This window comes from Affinirhizobium capsici (genome assembly GCF_977018625.1).
Map to the genome: position 1 here is coordinate 123,524 of NZ_CDRNXD010000007.1, position 22,364 is coordinate 145,887.

Consider the following 22,364-nt stretch of genomic DNA (forward strand, 5'->3'; position numbering starts at 1 on the left):
AAATCCTTGACTGCGAGGCAGTGCATTCTCATTGCGCCTCGCAGCGGAAGAGGAGCAAGCGGTGGCCGAGCAAGACAGTGTTCGTTTTCTGGAACTGGATGGACAATCAGCCAAACTGGTGCGTGATTTTGACTGGACAAAGACTCCGCTCGGTCCGATTCATGCCTGGCCAATTTCCCTGAAGACGGCTGTTGCCAATATACTCAGCTCGCATTTCCCTGCGGCAGTGGTATGGGGCGAGGGCCTAACCACCATTTACAATGACGCGTTTCGACCTCTGCTCGGCCAAAAACCAGAGGCCGTGGGACGGCCCTTTTTTGAAATCTGGGCGGAGGTTTGGCCAAGCATCCAGCCAATCGCCGCGAAAGCCTATGCCGGTGAGGCGACATTTATTCAAGATTTCGGCCTGACAATCGAACGCAACGGGTTTGCCGAAGAGGCCTTCTTTACCTTTTGCTACAGCCCGCTCTTCGATGACAACGGCAAGGTTGCCGGGATGCTTGATACCGTCTTTGAAACAACCGCACGGGTTGAGGCAGAGCGGCGCATGCAACTGATGAATGCAGAGCTTCAGCATCGCATGAAGAATATGTTTGCGACCGTCAACTCCATCGTCAGCCAGACCATGCGCGTTGAACGACCAGTTGCTGAACTTCGCGCTTTGCTGCTGCAACGGATTGGAACGCTTTCAAGCGCCCATGCCGTTGTCACCGAGGCCAAGAAGGGCAGCGTTCCGATCCGTCAGGTCATTGAGGCGGCGCTTGCGCCACATCGCACGGGCGCAGGCCGGATGACTCTCGATGGACCAGATATCGCCTTGGCAGAAAAGCCAGCGCTTTCCCTGTCGCTCGCGATAAACGAGTTGGCGACCAATGCCATCAAATATGGGGCCTTGTCACAGGAAGGAGGCAGGATTTCTATCCAATGGGCTGGAGCGCCTGGCGAGACGTTCGAGCTTTCCTGGCACGAGCAAGGAGGACCTGAAGTTTCCTCTCCGCAACGCCGCGGTTTTGGAACAACTCTGATCGAGCGGGTTGTGGCACATGATTTTGCGGGGACCGCCAAAATCAGCTTCGAGCCCTCTGGGCTTCGATATCGACTTGAGACGGATCGGCTGCCTCACCCACAAAGCTGAACCGCTGAAGCGGTTTCCGACAGGAGACGTGCACTGAGAGCAAGCCCGGCCCGCTCATCCGGCGCAAGGTCGGGATGAAGGGTTGCCACCACGCCTTCCCTACCCACAACGCGCGGCAGAGAGAGCGTCACATTCGCCACCTCTTCCACCCGTTCGGTGCGCATCGAGACCGACAGAACGGCCTGCTGATCCAGAGCAATCGCTTTGACCATACGCGCTAACCCACCTCCGATGCCGAAATAAGTCGAACCCTTGCCCTCAATGATGCGGTAGGCAGCATTGCGAACATCATCATCGATCTGCGCACGCACTGCCGCATTGATAGGTTTACCGGTCTGTTCAGCAAAAGCATGGATGGAGACCGAACCCGCACGCGCATTCGACCACGCCAAGACTTCGCTATCGCCATGTTCCCCAAGCACATAAGCATGTACCGACTGTGGCGAAATACCCAGATGGTGCCCGATCAAACTGCGGAACCGCGCCGTATCCAGAATTGTCCCGGAACCGATCACTCTGTGCGGCGAAAGGCCGGATATTGTCGTCGTGATATCCGTCATGACATCGACGGGGTTTGATGCGACCAGCAGTATTGCATCAGGCGCAGATGCAAGCACCGAGGAAACGACGCTGCGAAACACAATGGCGTTGCGCTCCAGTAGGGCCAATCGGCTCTCACCGGGCCTTTGACTTACACCTGCAGCAAGGATAACGACGTCGGCCCCTTTGAGCTCGCTATAGGTGCCCGCGCTGACCTTTGTTGCGGAGTGAAATGGCGTTGCATGCGCGATGTCCTGCGCCTGTGCGAAGGCGAGTTTCTCATTTGCATCAATCAGCACGAGTTCAGTAGCGGTACCAGATAGAGCCAATGCAAAACCGGCAGCGCTTCCGACCATCCCGGCGCCAACTATACCAACTTTCATCTGCCGAACCTCATCCGCACTGGGTGGCCCAGCCTCTCTACGAGCCCCTGCCGTTCAAGGGACCATAGAAAGCAAGGTATAGCCAGCACTGATCCAGATCAAACTAGAGCGCAGAACGATGCTCGAGTTTTTTACCCACCCTTCTGAGTAGATATTTGTACACACATCGCTGCCAGAGCCGCTACACATCATTGCTTGGTACGCGCGGAGGTAGACGCGCTCGAAGATGAAATCTCTAGCAGGAAGGTGGCTGAACTTCATCATTAAGCTGCGCGTGGTACAACAAGTTACCTGCGGATGACAGGCAGTTGCAAACTGCACCACCTTTCATCCGGCATGGCCGAAGTGAATTTGAACGCACTGTCATTCGACGAGGTTCTCCAATGCAAAACGGCGACCCAAGGGCCGCCGCTTCGAGCTTTTGAGATGCCAGAAAATCAGCCTGGCAGAATGTTCTGGTTCAAATGGGTCAGTTCTGACAGCATGTGTTCGAGCTTCGTGCGGTGCTCATCTGTCGGAGCATCCGAGATATCCGCACGCAGAGCGTCAATGCGCTGCTGGAAGAGATCACGATTTGCTTCTTCCTTGGCCACAGCAGATTCAGCGAGAACCGTGCAGCCAGTCGGGAGAATATCAGCGAAACCGCCGAAAACGACGTATTTGCGCGTCTCGCCGGAGACGAGCTTTACCGTCAAGACACCTGGCTTGATGGTCGTCATCGTGGGCGCATGCTTCGCCAGCACGGTCATTTCACCCAGCGTCGCCGGAATGATGACTTCCGTCACCTTTTCGGAAACGAGAAGGCGCTCGGGCGATACCAGTTCAAAATCGAAAGAGTCGGCCATGACGGTCCACTTCTCTGGGCGTTCTGCAGGAGGGAGCGGCGCGCGATAACCGCGCGCCCACTCTCAATGGAATTAAGCGGCTGCTGCCAGCTTCTTTGCCTTTTCGATGGCTTCGTCGATCGAACCGACCATGTAGAAGGCAGCTTCAGGCAAGTGATCGTACTCGCCGTTCACCAGGCCCTTGAAGCCCTTGATCGTGTCTTCGAGAGCAACCAGCTTGCCCGGCGAACCCGTGAAGACTTCAGCAACGAAGAACGGCTGCGACAGGAAGCGTTCGATCTTACGAGCGCGAGCAACCGTCATCTTGTCTTCTTCGGACAGTTCATCCATGCCGAGGATGGCGATGATGTCCTGAAGCGACTTGTAGCGCTGCAGAGTCGTCTGAACCTTACGCGCCACTTCGTAGTGCTCTTCACCGACAATCATCGGGTCAAGCATACGCGAGGTAGAGTCGAGCGGATCAACAGCCGGGTAGATACCCTTTTCAGCGATCGAGCGCGACAGAACCGTCGTTGCGTCCAAGTGGGCGAACGAAGTTGCAGGAGCCGGGTCGGTCAAGTCGTCGGCAGGAACGTAGATCGCCTGAACCGAAGTGATCGAACCCTTGGTCGTCGTCGTAATGCGCTCCTGCATCGCGCCCATGTCCGTTGCGAGCGTCGGCTGATAACCAACGGCAGACGGAATACGGCCGAGCAGAGCCGACACTTCGGAACCAGCCTGCGTGAAGCGGAAGATGTTGTCCACGAAGAACAGAACGTCCTGACCCTTGTCACGGAAGTCTTCAGCGATCGTCAGACCCGTCAGAGCAACGCGTGCGCGCGCACCCGGAGGCTCGTTCATCTGGCCGTAAACGAGGGCAGCCTTGGAGCCTTCGCCGCCGCCGTGCTTGTTAACGCCGGATTCGATCATTTCGTGGTAAAGATCGTTACCTTCACGCGTACGCTCACCAACGCCAGCGAATACCGAGTAACCGCCGTGTGCCTTAGCAACGTTGTTGATCAGTTCCATGATCAGAACGGTCTTGCCAACGCCAGCGCCGCCGAACAGGCCGATCTTACCGCCCTTAGCGTAAGGTGCGAGAAGGTCAACAACCTTGATGCCGGTGACGAGGATCTGGCCTTCCGTCGACTGCTCAACGTAGGCTGGAGCTTCCTGGTGGATGGCGCGGAGTGTGGACGTATCCAGCGGACCCGCTTCGTCAACCGGCTCACCGATCACGTTCATGATGCGGCCCAGAGTCTGGTCACCAACCGGCACTGAAATCGGAGCGCCCATGTCCTTGACCGGCTGTCCACGAACCAGACCTTCGGTCGAGTCCATAGCGATGGTGCGGACCTGGTTTTCACCGAGGTGCTGCGCCACTTCCAAAACAAGGCGGTTGCCGTTGTTGTCGGTCTCAAGCGCGTTCAGGATTGGCGGAAGGTCGCCATCAAATGCGACGTCAACGACGGCACCGATAACCTGGGTCACCTTGCCGTGGGACGAGCCCGTTGCGATAGCCATGATTCTTACCCTCTTTGTTCCTTAGAGCGCTTCCGCGCCCGAAATGATTTCGATAAGTTCCTTCGTGATCTGGGCCTGACGCTGACGGTTATAGGAGAGCGTCAACTTGTTGATCATGTCGCCAGCATTGCGTGTCGCGTTGTCCATTGCGGACATCTGCGCGCCGTAGAAGGAAGCGTTGTTTTCCAGCAGAGCGCGGAAAATCTGCACCGCAATATTGCGCGGCAGCAGGTCTTCCAGGATTTCCTGTTCGCTCGGCTCATATTCATAAAGCGCAGCCGTTGCAGGCACTTCTGCCCCATCGAACTTCGCTGGAATGATCTGCTGCGCCGTTGCCACCTGCGAGATCACAGAGGCAAAACGTGCGTAGAACAGCGTGGCGACATCAAATTCACCGGCATTGAAGAGCGCCAGAACTTTCTGGGCTACTTCGTTTGCCTGAACAAAGCCAAGCTGCTTGACTTCGCGGAACGTGATGTAATCCACGATGTTTTCGCGGAAGCTGCGGCGCAGGATATCGTTGCCCTTGCGGCCAACGGTCAGGATCTTGACGGTCTTGCCTTCCGACAAAAGCTTCAGCGCATGGTCGCGGGCCAAGCGGATGATCGAGGAGTTGAACCCCCCGGCCAAGCCGCGTTCGCCGGTCGCGACGATGAGAAGATGGGTCTGTTCCTTGCCCGTACCGGTCAGGAGCAGCGGAGCCTCTGCACTATTGGCAGAGGCAGCGCTGAGACCAGCAAGAACACGGTCCATCCGTTCCGCATAAGGGCGAGCCGCTTCGGCTGCCTCTTGCGCACGGCGCAGTTTCGCCGCGGCGACCATTTTCATCGCCTTGGTGATCTTCTGCGTCGCCTTGACGGAGGCGATCCGGTTTTTCAGATCCTTAAGTGAAGGCATCCGTTATCGGTCCTTGAGCTTATCCGTTCAGGCGAAAGTCTTGGCGAAGTTATCCAACGCCGACTTCAGCTTTGCACGTGTATCGTCAGACAGCTGCTTTTCCGTGCGGATGGCATCCAGGATAGCCTTGCCGTCGTTGCGAAGGTAAGCGAGCAGAGCCTGCTCGTACTTGCCAACCTGGCTAACAGGCAGCTTGTCGAGGTAGCCGTTCACGCCTGCGAAGATCACCGCAACCTGCTCTTCCGTCTTCAACGGCGAGAACTGTGGCTGCTTCAGCAGTTCGGTCAAACGCGCACCACGGTTCAGCAAACGCTGTGTGGAGGCATCGAGATCGGAACCGAACTGCGCGAAGGCGGCCATTTCACGATACTGGGCAAGCTCGCCCTTGATCGAACCGGCAACCTGCTTCATCGCCTTGACCTGAGCGGCAGAACCAACGCGGGAAACCGACAGACCGACGTTAACAGCCGGACGGATACCCTGATAGAACAGGTCCGTTTCAAGGAAGATCTGACCGTCGGTGATCGAGATAACGTTTGTCGGAATAAAGGCCGAAACGTCGTTACCCTGCGTTTCGATAACCGGCAGAGCCGTCAAGGAGCCAGCGCCCCGCTCGTCGGAAAGCTTGGCAGCGCGCTCGAGAAGACGCGAATGCAGATAGAAAACGTCGCCAGGATAAGCTTCGCGGCCCGGAGGACGACGCAGCAACAGGGACATCTGGCGGTAAGCAACAGCCTGCTTGGAGAGATCGTCATAAGCGATCAAAGCATGCTGGCCGTTGTCACGGAAGTATTCACCCATTGCGCAACCGGCGAATGGAGCGAGGTATTGCATTGGAGCCGGATCGGAAGCCGTTGCGGCGATGACGATGGAGTACTGCAGAGCGCCACGCTCTTCCAGAACCTTCACGAACTGTGCAACGGTCGAACGCTTCTGGCCAATAGCAACGTAGACGCAGAAAAGCTTGTCGTTTTCCGGACCATTATCATGGATGGCCTTCTGGTTCAGGAAGGCATCAAGAATGATAGCGGTCTTGCCGGTCTGGCGGTCGCCAATGACGAGCTCGCGCTGGCCGCGGCCAACCGGGATCAGGGCGTCGATAGCCTTGAGGCCAGTCGACATCGGCTCATGCACGGACTTGCGCGGAATGATGCCAGGCGCCTTGACGTCAACGCGCGAGCGGCGCGATGCATTGATTGGGCCCTTGCCATCGATCGGGTTTCCGAGTGCGTCAACAACGCGGCCCAGCAGTTCCGGACCAACCGGAACGTCCACGATAGCGCCCGTACGCTTGACGGTATCGCCTTCCTTGATGTCGCGGTCGGAACCGAAAATAACGACACCGACGTTATCGGCTTCGAGGTTGAGCGCCATACCGCGGATACCGCCCGGGAACTCGACCATCTCGCCGGCCTGAACATTGTCCAGACCGTAAACACGGGCAATACCGTCACCTACGGAAAGAACCTGGCCGACTTCGGAAACCTCAGCCTCCTGGCCGAAGTTCTTGATTTGATCTTTGAGAATTGCGGAAATTTCCGCGGCGCGGATATCCATCAGCCAACCTCTTTCAGTGCAAGCTTAAGCGTGGAAAGTTTGGTGCGAAGAGACGTATCGATCTGACGCGAGCCGACCTTGACGATCAAGCCACCCAGGATCGATGCATCAACCGTAACGTCGAGCGTGACGCTCTTGCCCGTTACGCTCTTCAGCGTCGATTTCAGTTCATCTTCCTGCGCCGAAGTAAGCGCATGTGCCGTGCGAACCTCTGCAGTCACCTCACCCTTGTGCTGGGCAACAATGGTGCGATAAGCGCTAATCATACCCGGCAGAGCGAAGAGACGGCGATTGCCCGCAACGACCTTCAGGAAATTTGCAACGAGACCGGAAATACCTGCCTTCGCGCAGAGCGCTGCTACCGCACGCGCCTGATCTTCCGAAGAGAAGACAGGGCTTGCGATCAGACGCTTGAGGTCATCGCTCTCGCTGATCATTGCCTGAAAACGGTCAAGATCTCCGCGCACGGAATCAATCGCGTTAGCTTCAAGCGCGAGCTCAAAGAGCGAACTTGCGTAGCGTTCAGCCACGCCGGAGGTCCGATGGGATGTGTCAGCCACGGGCACAATTTCCCTGATTTCTATCCAAGCAACGAGCCTGATTTCGGACTTCAGACAAGCGCTTGAATTTGCTTCTTTTTCTCAACACGGCCAGAGGCCCCCCTCCGCCGTTCTCCGAAATTCGCGGTTCGTCTAGCATAGGAGATGGGGACGCGCAACACGCGGAGGGGTTCAAATCGCCTGTGATCCAAGGCCTTCAAACGATTTTGTCTCTTTTAAAGAAATTGCTGCAATGCGACGAGGCGGCCAATAGCATGAAAATTTCTCAGAAATAGCCCAGAACATAGCCCAGCGGCAGCCCCGCGATCAGCAGTTGAAGCACGGCTAACGCGATGTTCCTGACGGTTAGGCCCCGATCAAAAACAAATGAGACGAGACGTCCGAAGAGGCCGACCGCTACGGATGCGCCGAGCGCCAGATAGGTCCAGTCCTGCGCCAGAAAAAGTGCCGCGAGCGCCAGGCCCAGTTGCATGCCACCGTGAGAACGGGTCGCACCATAGCCTTCGGGCGTAATTTGCCCGACTGAAAAACCGGCAAAACGCAAGGCAGTGGAAGGCAGAACAAGCTGAAACAGCCCGACAAGCGCGAGGAGCGCCGCTCCGAAATAAGCCAGCTGTTCCGGCAATTCGGTGGGAAAATAAAGCTCCATGGCCTTCACCTCAATCTCTTCATTCACAAGCGAATCATGCGGTGAGCGGGATATCAGGAGATGCTTGTCTTTTCAAAGAAAGCTTTGTGGATCGACATCCAGTTGCACATGCACGCTTCCCCGTACCTTGGGGCCTGCCGCCAGCATGGTGCGCAAATAGCTCTGCATGTCACTCGTTTTGCGTCCATGCACCAAGAGACGGAACCTGTGCCGTCCGCGAACGAGAGCAAGCGGTGCCTCGGCAGGGCCTAGAACGCTGATACCGGAAACCTTCGGAGCCGCCGCTCTCAATCCACGCGCATGCGTCTCCGCGTCAGCGCGCGAATCGGCAGATATGATAAGCGAGGCCAGGCGGCCGAAAGGCGGCAAAAGAGCCTTTTCGCGCTCCCCGATTTCCCGCTCATAAAAGGCAGAGGCATCGCCGGAAACGATAGCCTGCATCACCGGATGCTGAGGCTGGTAGGTCTGCAAAAGACCGTGACTTTTCAAACCTGTTCGCCCGGCACGGCCCGTGACCTGGCTCAGAAGCTGGAACGTGCGTTCAGCTGCTCGTGGGTCCCCATTGGCAAGACCAAGATCCGCGTCAACAATGCCGACGAGCGTCATAAGCGGAAAGTTATGGCCTTTTGCGACAAGCTGCGTGCCGATGACGATATCTGCCTCGCCATTGGCAATGGCCTCAAGCTCCAGCCGCATCCGCTTCACGCCGCCCAGAAGATCGGAAGACATGACGATGGTGCGGGCCTGCGGGAAGTGGCGCTCCACCTCCTCCGCAATGCGCTCGACGCCTGGGCCACACGCCACCAGATGATCGAATGTGCCGCATTCCGGGCAGGCTTCCGGTGTGCGTTCTGAATAGCCGCATTGATGGCATTGAATCTGATGGCGGAAACGATGCTCCACCAGCCAGCTGGAACATTGTGGACATTGGAAACGATGGCCGCACACACGGCAGAGGGTGAGAGGCGCATAGCCTCTACGGTTCAGGAAAAGCAGCGCCTGCTGTCCCTTCTCGATCGTCTTGGAAACTGCCCGCAACATGACGGGGGATAGGAACCCGCCCCGCTCCGGCGCGTGCCTGCGCATGTCCACCAGATGCAAATCCGGCATCGCCGCATCACCATACCGAGTAGGCAGATGCACGAGATGATAGCGGCCGGACTGGCCGTTCACCTGACTTTCGACGGAGGGTGTGGCGGAAACGAGAACGACTGGAAAATTGCCAATGCGGGCGCGAACGACTGCCATATCCCGCGCATTGTAGAATATCCGGTCTTCTTGCTTATAGGCTGGATCATGCTCCTCATCCACGATGATAAGGCCAAGCTCTTCAAAGGGAAGAAAAAGCGCTGAACGGGCACCTGCAACCACTCGAATCTCGCCGGTTACCACGCCCCGCCACACTTTTTCTCGCGCACGCGGCGCAAGGTCGGAATGCCATTCCGCAGGTTTTGCGCCGAAACGTGCCTCGAATCGCTCCAGGAAACTCGCGGTCAGTGCAATCTCCGGCAGAAGGATCAATACCTGCTTGCCACGCCGGATCGCTTCCGCAATCGCCTCGAAGTAGACCTCCGTTTTGCCTGATCCCGTCACGCCATCAATCAAGGATGCGGCGAATACACCCGCCTCGACCGTCTCCACAATTTCCGATGCGGCCTGTTTTTGCGGACCTTCGATACGTGGAAGCGTGTAATCCGGGTCTGGCGGCGCCACGAAGGGAGGCGGCGGAAGAAACACGGTTTCGAACAGACCTTGCTTCACCAACCCATCGACCACGCTCAAGGAAACACCTGCCGCATGAGCGAGGCCGCTTCGGGTCCAGGCAATATCGTCCTTCAATACATCCAGAACCCGTGCTCGCGCTGGTGTCACGCGATCAGGTTCGCCACCCACATAGCGCAACGCCTCCACCATCGGCTCCGGCTCCAGCGCCGCCGGTGCGCGAATCGCCATCCGCGCTACGAGACCCGGAGGTGAAAGCGTGTAGGACGACACCCATTCGATGAAACTGCGCATCTCCACAGTCAGCGGAGGGCAATCGAAGACAAGTGTAATGGGCCGCAGTTTCTTCGGATCGATGGTATGCGCGTCTCCACCTTCCCAAACCACGCCAATGTGCTGACGCGGACCGACCGGAACCTGAACGACCGAGCCGGGCTCAACAGCCATGCCTTCCGGGACGGCATAGCTATAGGCTTCCGGCACCGGCAAAGGCACCAGAACGGGGACAACGCGAACCGCGGCCGGAGCATCAAACAACGCGCCGAAAAGACTTTCCGAATCTTTGGTCATTGAGCCGGAACATGCCCTGATAGAGAACAAAAGGGAACCCGGCTGGAATGCTTCACGGCAAAAGCGGCTGGAACCGCGCAGCCGGGTCCTTTTCCAGATTGAAAACGGAGTGATTTTCCAATGCCTTGGTAACCTCGGCAGGATCGCCATCCAGTTCATCGGGAGAAATCATCTTCCCCACGGTGAATTCGAAAAGATCACCCTTCTTGTTCAGCAGCTCGTAGAACACAGTCATGTCCCGCAATTCGGTAGACCATTTGGCAAACCAGTAGAACAGGCCGGAATTGCGCGCCTTCATATGCATGGGCAGGATCGGCAGATTGTATTTTCGAGCGAGGCTGACTGCTGAAGTCTTCCAAGGCCGCTCATTGAGGCAACCATTTTCCCAGTAAGCTATGCGGCCAGAGGGAAACAGCACGGTGACCTTGCCCGTCTCAACCGCATGATTGGTCAACCGTAACGTCTCACGCGCCTTGAGCTTGCTTTTATATTCCTCACGCCACTCCACAGGAATGATCATCTCGGAAAAACGCGGATTGACGCGCACGGCATCCCGGTTTGCAAAAAACATCATATCGGGGCGGCGCGTCTTCAACAGATCGAACACGGCAACGCCATCGGCAATCCCGGTGGGATGGTTGCTGACGAGGATAAAGCCACCCTTGGCAGGAATATTCTCTTCTCCGCGCACGTGAATATTGAGATGCAGCATATCGCTGAGATGCTGAAAGGATTGATGGCCAGAAAGGCCCTGGATATCGTTGGCGAACCTGACAGCCCGTCCGTAACGAAGAAGCGAATACAAAAAAGGGCGCATGACCGGCCAGAGCGGGTGCTTCACGATTCGTGTTCCGCGCTCAGCGATCAGTGTATCGACGATGTGTCCCGGTTGCCCTTGTGAAACCAGAGCAATTGCCTCGGCAATCTGCCCGAAAGTAGATGTCGGTGCTCGGCGTTGCATGAGGTCTCCCGCCAACAGGCTGTCATCATTACAGCGCTGTATGATCGAACTATGACATTCCCGTGCCGCAAGCAATGCTTAATGGAATGGTAACGCCAACGGGTGAATCTGGCATTCGATATTGTAAAATCAACGGATGCTTTTGGCGTGAACGAGATTCTGATCATCGCGGCCCCCGATATCCTTGAGCATCGAGCCCGCTGGCTCGAAAGCCTTGGAAACGAGCGTCGGCTATCTGCCAATACGCTAACGGCCTATGAGCGTGACACGCGCCAGTTCCTGCAATTTTTGACCCGCCACCTCGGCGGCCCGGCAAAACTTGCTGATCTCCACACGCTGAGAACTGCTGATCTTCGCGCCTTTCTCGCACAGAGACGGCGCGATGGTTCCGGTCCCCGCTCCCTTGGGCGGCATCTAGCGGGCCTGCGTTCCTTCCTGCGCTATCTGGAGCGCAAAGGTCTGGTGAATGCTGCCGCTGCAGGGGCGATTCGTGCGCCACGCCAGCCAAAATCCCTTCCCAAGCCCTTGACAGATCGTCAGGCGCTGGAAGTCGTCAGTACGCAAGCGCAATTACAGGAAGAACCGTGGATTGCGGCGCGCGACTGTGCAATCCTCATGCTGCTCTATGGCTGCGGCCTTCGCATCTCGGAAGCCCTGGGACTTACACCTTTGGATGTTCCCGAAGGCGCAACCTCCGTTAGAGTGCTGGGCAAAGGCGGCAAAACACGGCTTGTGCCGCTTCTACCCTCCGTGTTGCAAGCGACCCAGCAATACCAGAAGCTTTGTCCCTACACCCTGCCGGAGGATCAGGCGCTGTTTCGTGGCGCACGGGGCGGCCCGTTGCAGCCAGCCATCATCCAGCGGGAAATGCAAAAGCTGAGAAGCGCGCTCGGCCTGCCGGAAAATGCAACACCGCATGCGCTTCGCCATTCCTTTGCTACTCATTTACTGGCTGGTGGCGGAGATTTGCGGACGATTCAGGAACTGCTTGGACATGCGAGCCTCTCCACCACGCAGGTGTACACAGGTGTAGATGCCGCAAGACTGATTGAGGTTTACGACCGGGCGCATCCGCGTGCATGAGCCTCGATTCTGCTTAATTGCGCTACATAAATCGTTTTTAACTATTCCTATTAAGCCTCTGTCGATGGCTGGCGGATAAGGAAATATCATGACCTCACGCGTGAATGATTCTTCGCTCTCCCGCCGCCTTGGGACTGATGTGCTAAGCCTTTTGGCAACGCTCCATGCTGTCGCCTTCCTTAGCTTTTTGCTGATCGTCATCCTTAGTGCCTTCGGGTGGACAGGCAAAGCCCATGCGGCAGAGCAGGCTTGCAACGGCCAGAACCTGGTAGAGGACCTGAAGCGGAAGAACCCAACAGCCTATCAAAAGCTTGAGCAAGAGGCCGCAAAGGTTGCCAATGGCAGAGGCCTGTTCTGGCAGATTGAAAAACCAGGCACCCCAAAATCCTATCTGTTGGGTACCATGCATGTCACCGATCCGGCCGTTCTGAAAATGCCTTCTGGTGCACCTTACGCCCTGTCGAAGGCGAGCGTGGTGATAGTGGAATCGGATGAAATTCTCGATGAGAAGAAGGCCATGGCTGGCATGCTGGCCAAGCCGCAGCTGAACATGATGCCGGATGGCAAAACCATCGAGCAATATTTGACGCCCGAGAGCAAGGAGAAGCTTGCATCTGCTCTTAAGGAGCGTGGCATCCCGCTCGCCGCTGTATCACGAATGCAGCCTTGGCTCCTTTCCAGCTTCCTCGCCCTGCCTGCCTGTGAGCTGACCCGGAAGGGACAGGGCGCAACCTTCCTTGACAAGAAGATTGCGCTGGAAGCCGCTTCGAAAGGCGTGCCGGTGAAGGGCCTGGAGACTATGGAAGAGCAACTTTCCGCCATGGCTTCGATCCCTGTCGAATTCCACATCAAATCACTGATCGAAATGATCGATCTTGGCCCCCGCATGGATGACGTAACGACCACCATGCGCGATCTCTACCTTTCAGGCGAGATCGGCATGACCATGCCCATGCTGAAAATGATTGCGGCAGATGGCGCCGATGGCGAAGGCTATGCCGAGTTCGAGGAGCGCATTGTCCGGCAGCGCAATCACATCATGGCTGATCGCGCAGAGCCGCTGTTGAACAAGGGCGGAGCCTTCATGGCCGTGGGTGCGCTGCATCTGGTTGGCGATGAGGGGCTGGTTGCACTTCTGAAGTCCAACGGATTCTCGGTTTCACCCGCCAATTGACAAAGTCGTTCGTCAGACCCCCTTTGTCATCCGAGCCAGCACATTGGTCTTCCAGTAGAACTGGTGGACAAGCACCCCAGCGACATGTGCGCCGAGAAGTAGCCACAGCACGACTTTCAGGACATCGGCGTGGAGATCGCCGGCAGAGCCTATGGAGAAGTAGTAGGCGGCGATGCCGGAAAGCGGCATGGCCAGGAGCAGCACGTAGAGCAGGCCATGTGCGGCATGGGCTCCCATGCGAAAGATCGCTGGTTCTCCTGCCGGAGCTTCAGGAACGCCCTGCACAAAGCGGAGCACTATACGTACCAGCGCCAGCGCGAGGATAACGATGCCCACATAAGCGTGGATATTGGCACCTGCAACGTCATCCGACGTTACGGGCTGTCCGCGCCTGACCAGATGGTGCCAATGCTCCATCCCGTCCGCAAAGAGCAAATTGAACAAGATGAGCGCCGCCATGACCCAGTGCAGAATTCGCTGGGGTGCGGAGTAGGATGTTGGATGCATTCGTCACCTCTATAACAATCGGCTTCATGGCATCGACCGGCTTTTGCGAGGATTGGATCGCGAACGAAAAGGGGAACCGACACCGTTGCTATTCTTATTCTTCGCAAAGCTGCAATGAGGCTGAACGAACCAAAAAAACACCCCGCCTGCAAAGCAAGCGGGGTGAGTATGACAAATTCGATTTTAAACTGGAGCCTTACATGTGAAGCGGCTTGAAGAAGGTTGCCAAAGCGGCTTCCTTCACGGCTTCGGACATGGTCGGATGCGCGTGGCAAGTGCGGCCGAGATCTTCCGAGGAACCACCAAACTCCATCAGCACAGCTGCTTCGTGGATCATTTCGCCAGCGCCGAAGCCGATGATGTGGACGCCGAGAACGCGGTCCGTATCCTTGTCGGCCAGAACCTTGACGAAACCATCAGTCACCTGCATGGCGCGTGCGCGACCGTTTGCAGTGAACGGAAACTTACCCACCTTGTAGGAAACGCCAGCGGCCTTCAATTCCTCTTCCGTCTTGCCCACGGAAGCGACTTCCGGCTGGGTGTAGACGACGCCTGGGATAACTTCGTAGTTCACATGACCGTGTTGACCGGAGAGAATTTCCGCCAAGGCCACGCCTTCGTCTTCCGCCTTATGCGCCAGCATGGGGCCTTTCACGACGTCGCCGATAGCGTAGATGCCTGCAACATTGGTGGCATAATGTGCGTTGATTTCCACCCGACCGCGATTGTCCAGCACGACGCCAGCCTCTTCCAGACCGAGACCCGCCGTGTAAGGCTTGCGACCCGTGGCCACCAGCACGACATCCGCATCAATGGTCTGCGCTTCGCCGCCCTTTACAGGCTCGAAGGTTACCTTCGCGCCGTTCTCAGCCTTCGCAACAGCCGTTACCTTGGCACCGAGTTTGAATTCCATGCCCTGTTTGGCCAGCATGCGCTGGAACTGCTTGGAAACTTCGCCATCCATGCCGCCAAGGATCGTATCGAGATATTCAACCACCGTGACCTTGGCACCGAGGCGAGACCAGACGGAGCCAAGCTCCAGACCGATGACGCCGCCACCAACCACAACCATATGGCCCGGCACTTTTTCCAGCGCGATACCGCCCGTGGAGGAAACGATCACCTTCTCGTCAATCTCGACGGCCACGCCCGGGATGCCCGCAACGTCGGAGCCAGTCGCGATGACGATGTTCTTCGTCTCCAGTTCCTGCACCTGGCCATCTTCGCCCGTCACGGAAACCTTGCCGGCAGCAACGATCTTGCCCGTACCGATGAAGCTATCGATTTTGTTCTTCTTGAACAGGAAGGCCACGCCGTCGACGTTCGCCTTCACCGTCGCATCCTTGTGGCCCATCATTTTTTCAAGGTTCAACGTCGTGCCGGAAACTTCAACGCCGAGATCCGCCATGCCGTGCTTTGCATGAGCAAAAACTTCAGAGGCGTGCAGCAGCGCTTTGGAAGGAATGCAGCCGACGTTAAGGCAGGTGCCACCAAATGTAGATCGCTTCTCGATAACTGCGACCTTCATGCCCAGCTGTGCTGCCTTGATTGCGCAGACATAACCACCGGGGCCGGTACCGATTACGACGACATCATAAGCCATTTCATTCATCCTTTGTCTTGTTTCCGCAGCCGCGTTGAAACACGGCAAAATTTATCGAACGCCTCGCGCCCGCTTGAAAAGCTCAGCCCGCCTTCTCTGTTGCGAGCTTCAGGCCCAGCACGATGAACACCGCACCGCTGACCCGATCAATCCACTGGCTAGCGCGGGAGAATGCCGCCCTCATCCGCGCTGTTGTCATAAACGTGCTGACGCCGATGAACCACGCGATCAGGCAGCTGGCCATCACCAGGCCGTAACCGAATTTCACCACCATCGGCGTATGCACGCTGATGACGGCCGAGAAGATGGAGAGAAAGAAGAAAACCGCTTTCGGGTTGAGCGCATTAGCGGCAAAGCCCAAGAGGAAAGCCTTGCCTGCCGATTGCTGCTTCGGCTCCGCATCGACCAAAACGGGGGCCGTTATATCGGTCTTGCCTGCCCGCAATGCCTTCACGCCGATGTAAAGCAGATAGGCGACACCGCACCATTTTACGATATTGAACAGGTAGATCGATTGGGAAATGATGAGACCGAGGCCCAAGATCGTGTAGCTGACATGCAGCATGAAGGCGGCACCAATACCGAAGCTCGTAATGTTGGCTTGGCGGCGGCCGTGCACCAAAGCCTGCCGCATGACCATAGCCAGGTCCGCGCCCGGCGACACGATAACGAAGGCGAAGATTGCCATGAGCGAGGCAAGTTCGAAAAGGTAAGGGTGCATCTTCTGCTCCTAGAGGCCCGCGTTCGGCATTATCAGAACATCAGGACCACAAACATCAAGCCGAGCCCGGCCATGGACCCCAACCAGACGAACGACCGAATATAGGGAATGCCCGCAAGGTAGAGTGGAATATAAATCAATCGACAGGCGAGCCAGAGCCAAGCACCGATCAGTCCCAATGTATGCGGGTCACCCGCAAGAATGAGACCGAAAGCAAGCGCGATAAAAGCGGGATAGGTTTCGCGAAAATTCGCGGAGGCGCGTTCGGCGCGCCCGGCAAGCTTGCCTTTCGGCTTTTCGTTGCCGTCGCGCGGGCCCGCATTCCAGTTTGTGCCAAGTTCTTTCGTTGCAGTCATTCCCTGCAACAGAATGTGCGCCACCAGCAGAACAACGCTCAATCCGATGATTGGCAGAAAGGGTGATGCAGCAAGAAAGGTCGGTTCCATGGGAATGGCTCTCCTTCTGCGCATCTGGCGTTGAGGAAAGCCCTCGATGCGCTCCCTGATATTGGAGCGGCGGAGGCTTTCGCTTCCGCCGTTCGATGCAATTGCTTAGAGATCGAGAACCAGACGCTCGGGATCTTCCAGGCTTTCCTTGACGCGGACGAGGAAGGTCACCGCTTCCTTGCCGTCAACGATGCGGTGATCGTAGGAGAGAGCAAGATACATCATCGGACGGATGACGATCTGGCCGCCGACGACGACCGGGCGCTCCTGGATCTTGTGCATGCCGAGAATACCCGACTGCGGTGCATTCAGGATCGGCGAAGACATCAGCGAACCGTAAACGCCACCATTGGTGATTGTGAAGGTGCCGCCCTGCATGTCGGCCATGCCGAGAGAACCGTCACGCGCTGCCTTGGCAAGGCGACCCAGTTCCTTTTCAACGCCAGCGATGGAAAGCTGGTCGGCATCACGGATGACCGGAACCACAAGACCCTTGTCCGTACCGACAGCCATGCCGACATGGCAGTAGTTCTTGTAGATGATGTCCGTACCATCGATCTCGGCATTGACAGCAGGCAGTTCCTTCAGGGCGTGCGTAACAGCCTTGGTGAAGAAGCCCATGAAGCCGAGCTTGACGCCATGCTTCTTTTCGAACACATCCTTGTAACGGTTGCGCAAGTCCATGACCGCCTTCATGTCCACCTCGTTGTAGGTGGTCAGCATGGCAGCCGTGTTCTGGGCATCCTTCAGACGCTTTGCGATGGTCTGACGCAGGCGTGTCATCTTCACGCGCTCTTCACGAACGGAATCTTCCGCTGTCGATGGTGCGCGAGGAGCCGCCGGAACGGCTGCCGGTGCAGCCGAAGCAGCAGGGCCCTTGGCAATTGCCGCCAGAACATCACCCTTCAGGACCTGACCGCGCTTGCCGGAGCCATCGACATCAGCCGTGGCGATGTTGTTATCGGCAGCAAGCTTGGCAGCAGCTGGCGCGGCAGGCATGGACGTGCCCTGAGCCGGTGCAGCAGACGCTGCAGGTGCCGGGGTTGCAGCAGGGGCCGGAGCCGCAGGTGCAGCAGCCGGAGCGGAAGCACCAGCGGAGCCAGCAGCACCTTCGGCAATCTGGCCGAGCAGTGCGCCAAGACCTACGGTTTCGCCAGCCTGAGCGACGATTTCCGTCAATACGCCGGATGCAGGTGCCGGTACTTCAACCGTAACCTTGTCGGTTTCCAGCTCAACGATAGGCTCGTCGGCCTTTACCGTGTCGCCCACCTTCTTGAACCAGGTGCCGACGGTTGCCTCGCTGACGGATTCGCCGAGGGTGGGGACGCGAATTTCGGTGGCCATGATCTTTTTCCGTTTTTGATCCGATATCGTGTTTCGCTTTGAGAAGAGCGCGACGGCTGAATTAGCCGCCCAGCGCGTCTTCCAGGAAGGCTTCGAGCTGTGCCAGATGCTTCGACATCAGGCCGGTTGCAGGCGATGCTGCAGCTGGACGGCCCGTGTAACGAACGCGCTGATACTTGGCATCGATATGCGCCAGAACCCATTCCAGGTAAGGGTCGATGAATGCCCAGGCACCCATGTTCTTCGGCTCTTCCTGGCACCAGACCATTTCGGCATGGCGGAAGCGCGACAACTCGTTGATGAGCGCCTTGGCCGGGAACGGATAGAGCTGTTCCAGACGCAGAAGATAAACGTCATCAATGCCGCGCTTTTCACGTTCTTCCAGAAGATCGTAATAGACCTTGCCGGTGCACATGACGACGCGGCGGATCTTGTTGTCCTTCTGGAGCTTGATCGGGCCGTCCTTGATCACTTCGGCATCGTCCCACAGCAGACGGTGGAAGGAGCTTTCACCCGCCATTTCAGCCAGTGTGGACGTCGCACGCTTGTGACGCAGCAAGGACTTCGGCGTCATCAGGATAAGCGGCTTGCGGAAGTCACGCTTCATCTGGCGGCGCAGAATGTGGAAGTAGTTCGCTGGCGTCGTGCAGTTGGCCACCTGCATGTTGTCTTCGGCACAAAGCTGGAGGAAACGCTCCAGACGTGCGGACGAGTGCTCCGGACCCTGGCCTTCATAACCATGCGGCAGAAGGCAGACGAGGCCGGACATGCGGAGCCACTTGCGTTCACCAGAAGAGATGAACTGGTCGAAAACAACCTGAGCGCCGTTGGCGAAATCGCCGAACTGGGCCTCCCACAGCGTCAGAGCATTCGGACGCGCCAGCGAGTAACCGTATTCGAAGCCAAGAACAGCCTCTTCCGAAAGCATCGAGTTGATGACTTCATAGCGGGCCTGGTTCGGGGCAAGGTTCGCAAGCGGTATGTAGCGCTCTTCCGTATCCTGATCATAAAGAACGGAATGACGCTGGGAGAATGTGCCGCGTTCGCAATCCTGGCCGGACAGACGGATCTTGTGGCCTTCCGTGACCAATGAGCCGAAAGCAAACGCTTCCGCCATGGCCCAATCGATGCCTTCCCCGGTCTCGACCATCTGAGCGCGGTTTTCCATGAAGCGCTTGATCGTGCGGTGCGCGTTGAAGCCTTCCGGAATGGTCGACAGCTTGCGACCGATTTCCTTCAGGGACTTCATAGGCACTGCCGTCTTGCCGCGACGCTGCTCGTCGGCATTGTCGGCGGAGCGAAGGCCAGACCATTGACCATCCAGCCAGTCAGCCTTGTTGGGCTTGTAGCTCTGGCCCGCTTCGAATTCTTGCTCGAGATGCGCGCGCCAATCGGCCTTCATCTTCTGGAATTCGCCGTCGGAGATCAGGCCCTCGGCAATCAGGCGCTCGGCATAAAGCTCGGTCACAGTCTTGTGGCCGCGGATAACCTTGTACATCTTCGGCTGCGTGAACGCTGGCTCATCGCCTTCGTTGTGGCCGAAGCGACGGTAGCAGAACATGTCTACGACCACCGGCTTGTGGAACTTCATGCGGTATTCGGTTGCAATCTTCGCCGCGTAGGTCACCGCTTCCGGATCGTCGCCGTTCACGTGGAAAATCGGCGCTTCGATCATCTTGGCCACATCGGACGGATAAGGCGAAGACCGCGAGAAGGCCGGGTTCGTGGTGAAGCCAATCTGGTTGTTGATGATGAAATGCAGGGTACCGGCAACGCGGTGACCGCGAAGACCCGACAGGCCCAGAATTTCAGCCGTTACGCCCTGGCCCGCAAAAGCCGCATCGCCGTGCAGCAACAAAGGCAGAACCTTTGCGCGCTCGCGCAGTGGCACAATATCGCCTTCCCAGCTCTTGGTCAGCATGTCCTGCTTGGCGCGCGCCTTACCCATGACAACCGGGTTGACGATTTCCAGGTGGGAAGGGTTTGCCGTCAGAGACAGGTGAACCTTGTTGCCATCGAATTCGCGGTCGGAAGAGGCACCGAGATGGTACTTCACGTCGCCGGAGCCTTCGACTTCATCAGGCTTGAACGAACCGCCCTTGAACTCGTGGAAGATGGCACGATGCGGCTTGCCCATGACCTGAGAAAGCACGTTCAGACGGCCGCGATGCGCCATGCCCAGAACGACTTCTTCAAGCCCATCCTGACCACCGCGCTTAATAATCTGCTCGAGCGCCGGGATCAGCGATTCACCGCCATCCAGACCGAAACGCTTCGTACCCTTATACTTAACGTCGATGAACTGCTCGAAACCTTCCGCCTCGACCAGCTTGGAAAGGATTGCCTTCTTGCCCTCGGCGGTGAACGCAACGCCCTTATCAGGACCTTCGATACGCTCCTGAATCCAGGCTTTTTCTTCTGGATTCGAGATGTGCATGAATTCGACGCCGAGCGTGGAGCAATAGGTACGCTCCAGGATCGCGAGCATTTCCCGAATCGTCGCATATTCGAGACCGAGAACGTTATCGATAAAGATCTTGCGGTCGTAATCCGCTTCCGTGAAGCCATAAGCCGTTGGAGACAGTTCGTTATAATCTTCCACCGGGGCAGCAAGACCGAGCGGATCGAGCTTGGCATGCAAATGGCCGCGCATGCGGTAAGCGCGGATCATCATGATGGCGCGAACGCTATCACGCGTCGCCTGCAGCACATCAGCCGGATCGACAGCCTGGCCGGAGGTTTTGGCAGCAGCTTCAGCCTTTGCCTTTACCTTGGTCTCAATGGCCTTCTCGACCACGGGCCAATTGCCATCCAGCGCGGAAACCAATTCTCCATTGGCGGGAATAGGCCAGTTCTTCCGCTGCCAGGATGCGCCCTGGGCGGCCTTCTTGACATCTTCCGGGTTGTCGGCAAGCGCCTTGAAGAAGGACTGCCACTCTGGCCCCACCGAATTCGGGTTCTCCTCATACTTCGCGTAAAGCTGCTCGATGTAAGCCGCATTCGCGCCGTCGAGGAACGAGGTGATAAGGAACTGCTCGTTGGCTTCTTGCCGTGCCATGGTGCTTTCGCGGACGTGGCGCCCGCCTCCTGACGTATCTTGGATGCCGGTATCGTAGCGCCGGTCGTCGCTGTCATTTCAACTCAGCCGCTCCGGAAGGATTGCTCCATCCATTTGCGGCAGAGGCAGGCGAACCTATGCGGGTTCGCCTGCCTGAAGCTTGTTTAGCTCGCCGTAATGTGGCGTCAGCCCTTGAGGACTTCAACCAGCGTCGTTCCAAGGCGTGCCGGAGAAGGCGAAACCTTGATGCCAGCCGCTTCCATGGCTGCGATCTTGGATTCTGCATCGCCCTTGCCGCCGGAAACCACAGCACCGGCATGACCCATGGTGCGGCCCTTCGGCGCGGTGCGGCCAGCGATGAAGCCAGCCATCGGCTTCTTGCGACCCTTCTTGGCTTCGTCGATGAGGAACTGCGCTGCGTCTTCTTCAGCCGAGCCGCCGATTTCACCAATCATGATGATCGATGTCGTCGCGTCGTCTGCGAGGAACATTTCGAGCACGTCAATGAACTCGGTGCCCTTGACGGGGTCGCCACCGATACCGACAGCTGTCGTCTGGCCAAGACCTTCGTTCGATGTCTGGAACACGGCCTCATAGGTCAGCGTGCCGGAGCGGGAAACAATACCGACCGAACCCTTACGGAAGATGGAGCCCGGCATGATGCCGATCTTGCACTCTTCCGGTGTCAGGATGCCGGGGCAGTTCGGGCCAAGAAGGCGTGACTTGGACTTATCCAGCTTTGCCTTCACGCGAACCATGTCCATCACCGGAATACCTTCGGTAATGCAAGTGATGAACGGGATTTCCGCGTCGATGGCCTCGATGATGGCATCGGCAGCACCTGCTGGCGGAACGTAGATCACGGTCGCATCCGCGCCGGTCTTGTCCTTGGCTTCGGCAACGGAAGCAAAGATCGGCAGGGTTTCACCCTTGGAGCCAGTCCAGGTTTCGCCACCCTTCTTCGGGTGAATACCGCCGACCATCTGCGTGCCGTAATAGGCGAGCGCCTGCTCGGTGTGGAAAGTACCGGTCTTGCCGGTCAGGCCCTGAACCAGGACCTTGGTGTTCTTGTTAACAAGAATGGACATTGTATTCCGGTCCTTCCG

19 protein-coding genes are annotated in these 22,364 nt (G+C 57.4%); 3 read left to right on the plus strand and 16 right to left on the minus strand.

Features of this window, described 5'->3' with window-relative positions; all coding sequences use genetic code 11:
* Nucleotides 1-61 precede the first annotated feature (61 nt).
* Nucleotides 62-1,135 (plus strand): HWE histidine kinase domain-containing protein, encoded by a 1,074-nt coding sequence (locus AC0JZ1_RS18785; RefSeq protein ID WP_471883967.1) that lies wholly within the window; start codon nt 62-64, stop codon nt 1,133-1,135.
* On the opposite strand, the gene AC0JZ1_RS18790 is transcribed toward AC0JZ1_RS18785, so the two are convergent.
* The 9 genes from AC0JZ1_RS18790 to AC0JZ1_RS18830 form a co-directional block, all read right to left on the minus strand.
* A complete protein-coding gene (locus tag AC0JZ1_RS18790) occupies nt 1,120-2,058 on the minus strand; it encodes an L-lactate dehydrogenase (RefSeq protein WP_471883968.1) in 939 nt (312 codons plus the stop codon). The genes AC0JZ1_RS18785 and AC0JZ1_RS18790 overlap by 16 nt on opposite strands.
* Before the next feature lie 437 nt (nt 2,059-2,495).
* Complete coding sequence (locus AC0JZ1_RS18795) at nt 2,496-2,903, minus strand: F0F1 ATP synthase subunit epsilon (RefSeq protein ID WP_471883969.1); 408 nt, start codon at nt 2,901-2,903, stop codon at nt 2,496-2,498.
* A gap of 72 nt (nt 2,904-2,975) precedes the next feature.
* Entirely contained in the window at nt 2,976-4,406 is a 1,431-nt protein-coding gene (atpD, locus tag AC0JZ1_RS18800; protein ID WP_471883970.1) for a F0F1 ATP synthase subunit beta, read from the minus strand.
* A gap of 21 nt (nt 4,407-4,427) precedes the next feature.
* On the minus strand, nt 4,428-5,303 hold the full coding sequence (locus AC0JZ1_RS18805; RefSeq protein ID WP_471883971.1) for a F0F1 ATP synthase subunit gamma: 876 nt from the start codon (nt 5,301-5,303) through the stop codon (nt 4,428-4,430).
* Between the two features lie 27 nt (nt 5,304-5,330).
* Nucleotides 5,331-6,860 (minus strand): F0F1 ATP synthase subunit alpha, encoded by a 1,530-nt coding sequence (gene atpA, locus AC0JZ1_RS18810; protein WP_471883972.1) that lies wholly within the window; start codon nt 6,858-6,860, stop codon nt 5,331-5,333.
* Nucleotides 6,860-7,426, minus strand: a complete 567-nt coding sequence (locus tag AC0JZ1_RS18815) for a F0F1 ATP synthase subunit delta (RefSeq protein ID WP_471883973.1) — start codon at nt 7,424-7,426, stop codon at nt 6,860-6,862. The genes atpA and AC0JZ1_RS18815 overlap by 1 nt, the downstream gene beginning before the upstream one ends.
* 259 nt (nt 7,427-7,685) lie before the next feature.
* Nucleotides 7,686-8,096 (minus strand): AGROH133_08824 family phage infection protein, encoded by a 411-nt coding sequence (locus tag AC0JZ1_RS18820; RefSeq protein WP_471883974.1) that lies wholly within the window; start codon nt 8,094-8,096, stop codon nt 7,686-7,688.
* Nucleotides 8,097-8,141: 45 nt separating this feature from the next.
* Nucleotides 8,142-10,361: a primosomal protein N' gene (locus tag AC0JZ1_RS18825; RefSeq protein ID WP_471883975.1), complete on the minus strand. Its 2,220-nt coding sequence runs from the start codon at nt 10,359-10,361 to the stop codon at nt 8,142-8,144.
* A 52-nt stretch (nt 10,362-10,413) separates the two neighbouring features.
* Entirely contained in the window at nt 10,414-11,322 is a 909-nt protein-coding gene (locus AC0JZ1_RS18830; RefSeq protein WP_471883976.1) for a GNAT family N-acetyltransferase, read from the minus strand.
* A 147-nt stretch (nt 11,323-11,469) separates the two neighbouring features.
* Here AC0JZ1_RS18830 and AC0JZ1_RS18835 point away from each other — a divergent pair, with 147 nt between their 5' ends.
* Nucleotides 11,470-12,405 carry a tyrosine recombinase XerC gene (locus AC0JZ1_RS18835; protein WP_471883977.1) on the plus strand — a complete coding sequence of 312 codons (936 nt, stop codon included), beginning with the start codon at nt 11,470-11,472 and terminating at the stop codon, nt 12,403-12,405.
* Nucleotides 12,406-12,493: 88 nt separating this feature from the next.
* On the plus strand, nt 12,494-13,579 hold the full coding sequence (locus AC0JZ1_RS18840) for a TraB/GumN family protein (RefSeq protein ID WP_471883978.1): 1,086 nt from the start codon (nt 12,494-12,496) through the stop codon (nt 13,577-13,579).
* A 12-nt stretch (nt 13,580-13,591) separates the two neighbouring features.
* Here AC0JZ1_RS18840 and AC0JZ1_RS18845 read toward each other — a convergent pair whose 3' ends face one another.
* The 7 genes from AC0JZ1_RS18845 to sucD all read right to left on the minus strand — a co-directional run bounded on the left by AC0JZ1_RS18845 (nt 13,592) and on the right by sucD (nt 22,346).
* The gene (locus tag AC0JZ1_RS18845; RefSeq protein ID WP_471883979.1) at nt 13,592-14,086 is read right to left on the minus strand and encodes a cytochrome b; all 495 of its coding nucleotides are present in this window, start codon (nt 14,084-14,086) and stop codon (nt 13,592-13,594) included.
* Nucleotides 14,087-14,282: 196 nt separating this feature from the next.
* Nucleotides 14,283-15,689, minus strand: coding sequence for a dihydrolipoyl dehydrogenase (lpdA, locus tag AC0JZ1_RS18850; protein WP_471883980.1), 1,407 nt, complete (start codon nt 15,687-15,689; stop codon nt 14,283-14,285).
* A gap of 82 nt (nt 15,690-15,771) precedes the next feature.
* Nucleotides 15,772-16,410: a LysE family transporter gene (locus AC0JZ1_RS18855; protein WP_471883981.1), complete on the minus strand. Its 639-nt coding sequence runs from the start codon at nt 16,408-16,410 to the stop codon at nt 15,772-15,774.
* 32 nt (nt 16,411-16,442) lie between these two features.
* Nucleotides 16,443-16,856 (minus strand): MAPEG family protein, encoded by a 414-nt coding sequence (locus AC0JZ1_RS18860; RefSeq protein ID WP_471883982.1) that lies wholly within the window; start codon nt 16,854-16,856, stop codon nt 16,443-16,445.
* A 105-nt stretch (nt 16,857-16,961) separates the two neighbouring features.
* Nucleotides 16,962-18,200 (minus strand): 2-oxoglutarate dehydrogenase complex dihydrolipoyllysine-residue succinyltransferase, encoded by a 1,239-nt coding sequence (gene odhB / locus AC0JZ1_RS18865; RefSeq protein WP_471883983.1) that lies wholly within the window; start codon nt 18,198-18,200, stop codon nt 16,962-16,964.
* A gap of 61 nt (nt 18,201-18,261) precedes the next feature.
* Complete coding sequence (locus tag AC0JZ1_RS18870; protein ID WP_471883984.1) at nt 18,262-21,258, minus strand: 2-oxoglutarate dehydrogenase E1 component; 2,997 nt, start codon at nt 21,256-21,258, stop codon at nt 18,262-18,264.
* A 185-nt stretch (nt 21,259-21,443) separates the two neighbouring features.
* Nucleotides 21,444-22,346 carry a succinate--CoA ligase subunit alpha gene (gene sucD, locus AC0JZ1_RS18875; protein WP_471883985.1) on the minus strand — a complete coding sequence of 301 codons (903 nt, stop codon included), beginning with the start codon at nt 22,344-22,346 and terminating at the stop codon, nt 21,444-21,446.
* Nucleotides 22,347-22,364 lie beyond the last annotated feature (18 nt).

Bases quoted from the DNA above. Each gene is read 5' to 3' on its own strand.
- AC0JZ1_RS18790 (WP_471883968.1), bottom strand. From the start codon at position 2,058: ATGAAAGTTGGTATAGTTGGCGCCGGGATGGTCGGAAGCGCTGCCGGT.
- AC0JZ1_RS18795 (WP_471883969.1), bottom strand. From the start codon at position 2,903: ATGGCCGACTCTTTCGATTTTGAACTGGTATCGCCCGAGCGCCTTCTC.
- atpD (WP_471883970.1), bottom strand. From the start codon at position 4,406: ATGGCTATCGCAACGGGCTCGTCCCACGGCAAGGTGACCCAGGTTATC.
- AC0JZ1_RS18805 (WP_471883971.1), bottom strand. From the start codon at position 5,303: ATGCCTTCACTTAAGGATCTGAAAAACCGGATCGCCTCCGTCAAGGCG.
- atpA (WP_471883972.1), bottom strand. From the start codon at position 6,860: ATGGATATCCGCGCCGCGGAAATTTCCGCAATTCTCAAAGATCAAATC.
- AC0JZ1_RS18825 (WP_471883975.1), bottom strand. From the start codon at position 10,361: ATGACCAAAGATTCGGAAAGTCTTTTCGGCGCGTTGTTTGATGCTCCG.
- AC0JZ1_RS18830 (WP_471883976.1), bottom strand. From the start codon at position 11,322: ATGCAACGCCGAGCACCGACATCTACTTTCGGGCAGATTGCCGAGGCA.
- AC0JZ1_RS18840 (WP_471883978.1), top strand. From the start codon at position 12,494: ATGACCTCACGCGTGAATGATTCTTCGCTCTCCCGCCGCCTTGGGACT.
- AC0JZ1_RS18845 (WP_471883979.1), bottom strand. From the start codon at position 14,086: ATGCATCCAACATCCTACTCCGCACCCCAGCGAATTCTGCACTGGGTC.
- lpdA (WP_471883980.1), bottom strand. From the start codon at position 15,689: ATGGCTTATGATGTCGTCGTAATCGGTACCGGCCCCGGTGGTTATGTC.
- AC0JZ1_RS18855 (WP_471883981.1), bottom strand. From the start codon at position 16,410: ATGCACCCTTACCTTTTCGAACTTGCCTCGCTCATGGCAATCTTCGCC.
- AC0JZ1_RS18860 (WP_471883982.1), bottom strand. From the start codon at position 16,856: ATGGAACCGACCTTTCTTGCTGCATCACCCTTTCTGCCAATCATCGGA.
- odhB (WP_471883983.1), bottom strand. From the start codon at position 18,200: ATGGCCACCGAAATTCGCGTCCCCACCCTCGGCGAATCCGTCAGCGAG.
- AC0JZ1_RS18870 (WP_471883984.1), bottom strand. From the start codon at position 21,258: ATGGCACGGCAAGAAGCCAACGAGCAGTTCCTTATCACCTCGTTCCTC.
- sucD (WP_471883985.1), bottom strand. From the start codon at position 22,346: ATGTCCATTCTTGTTAACAAGAACACCAAGGTCCTGGTTCAGGGCCTG.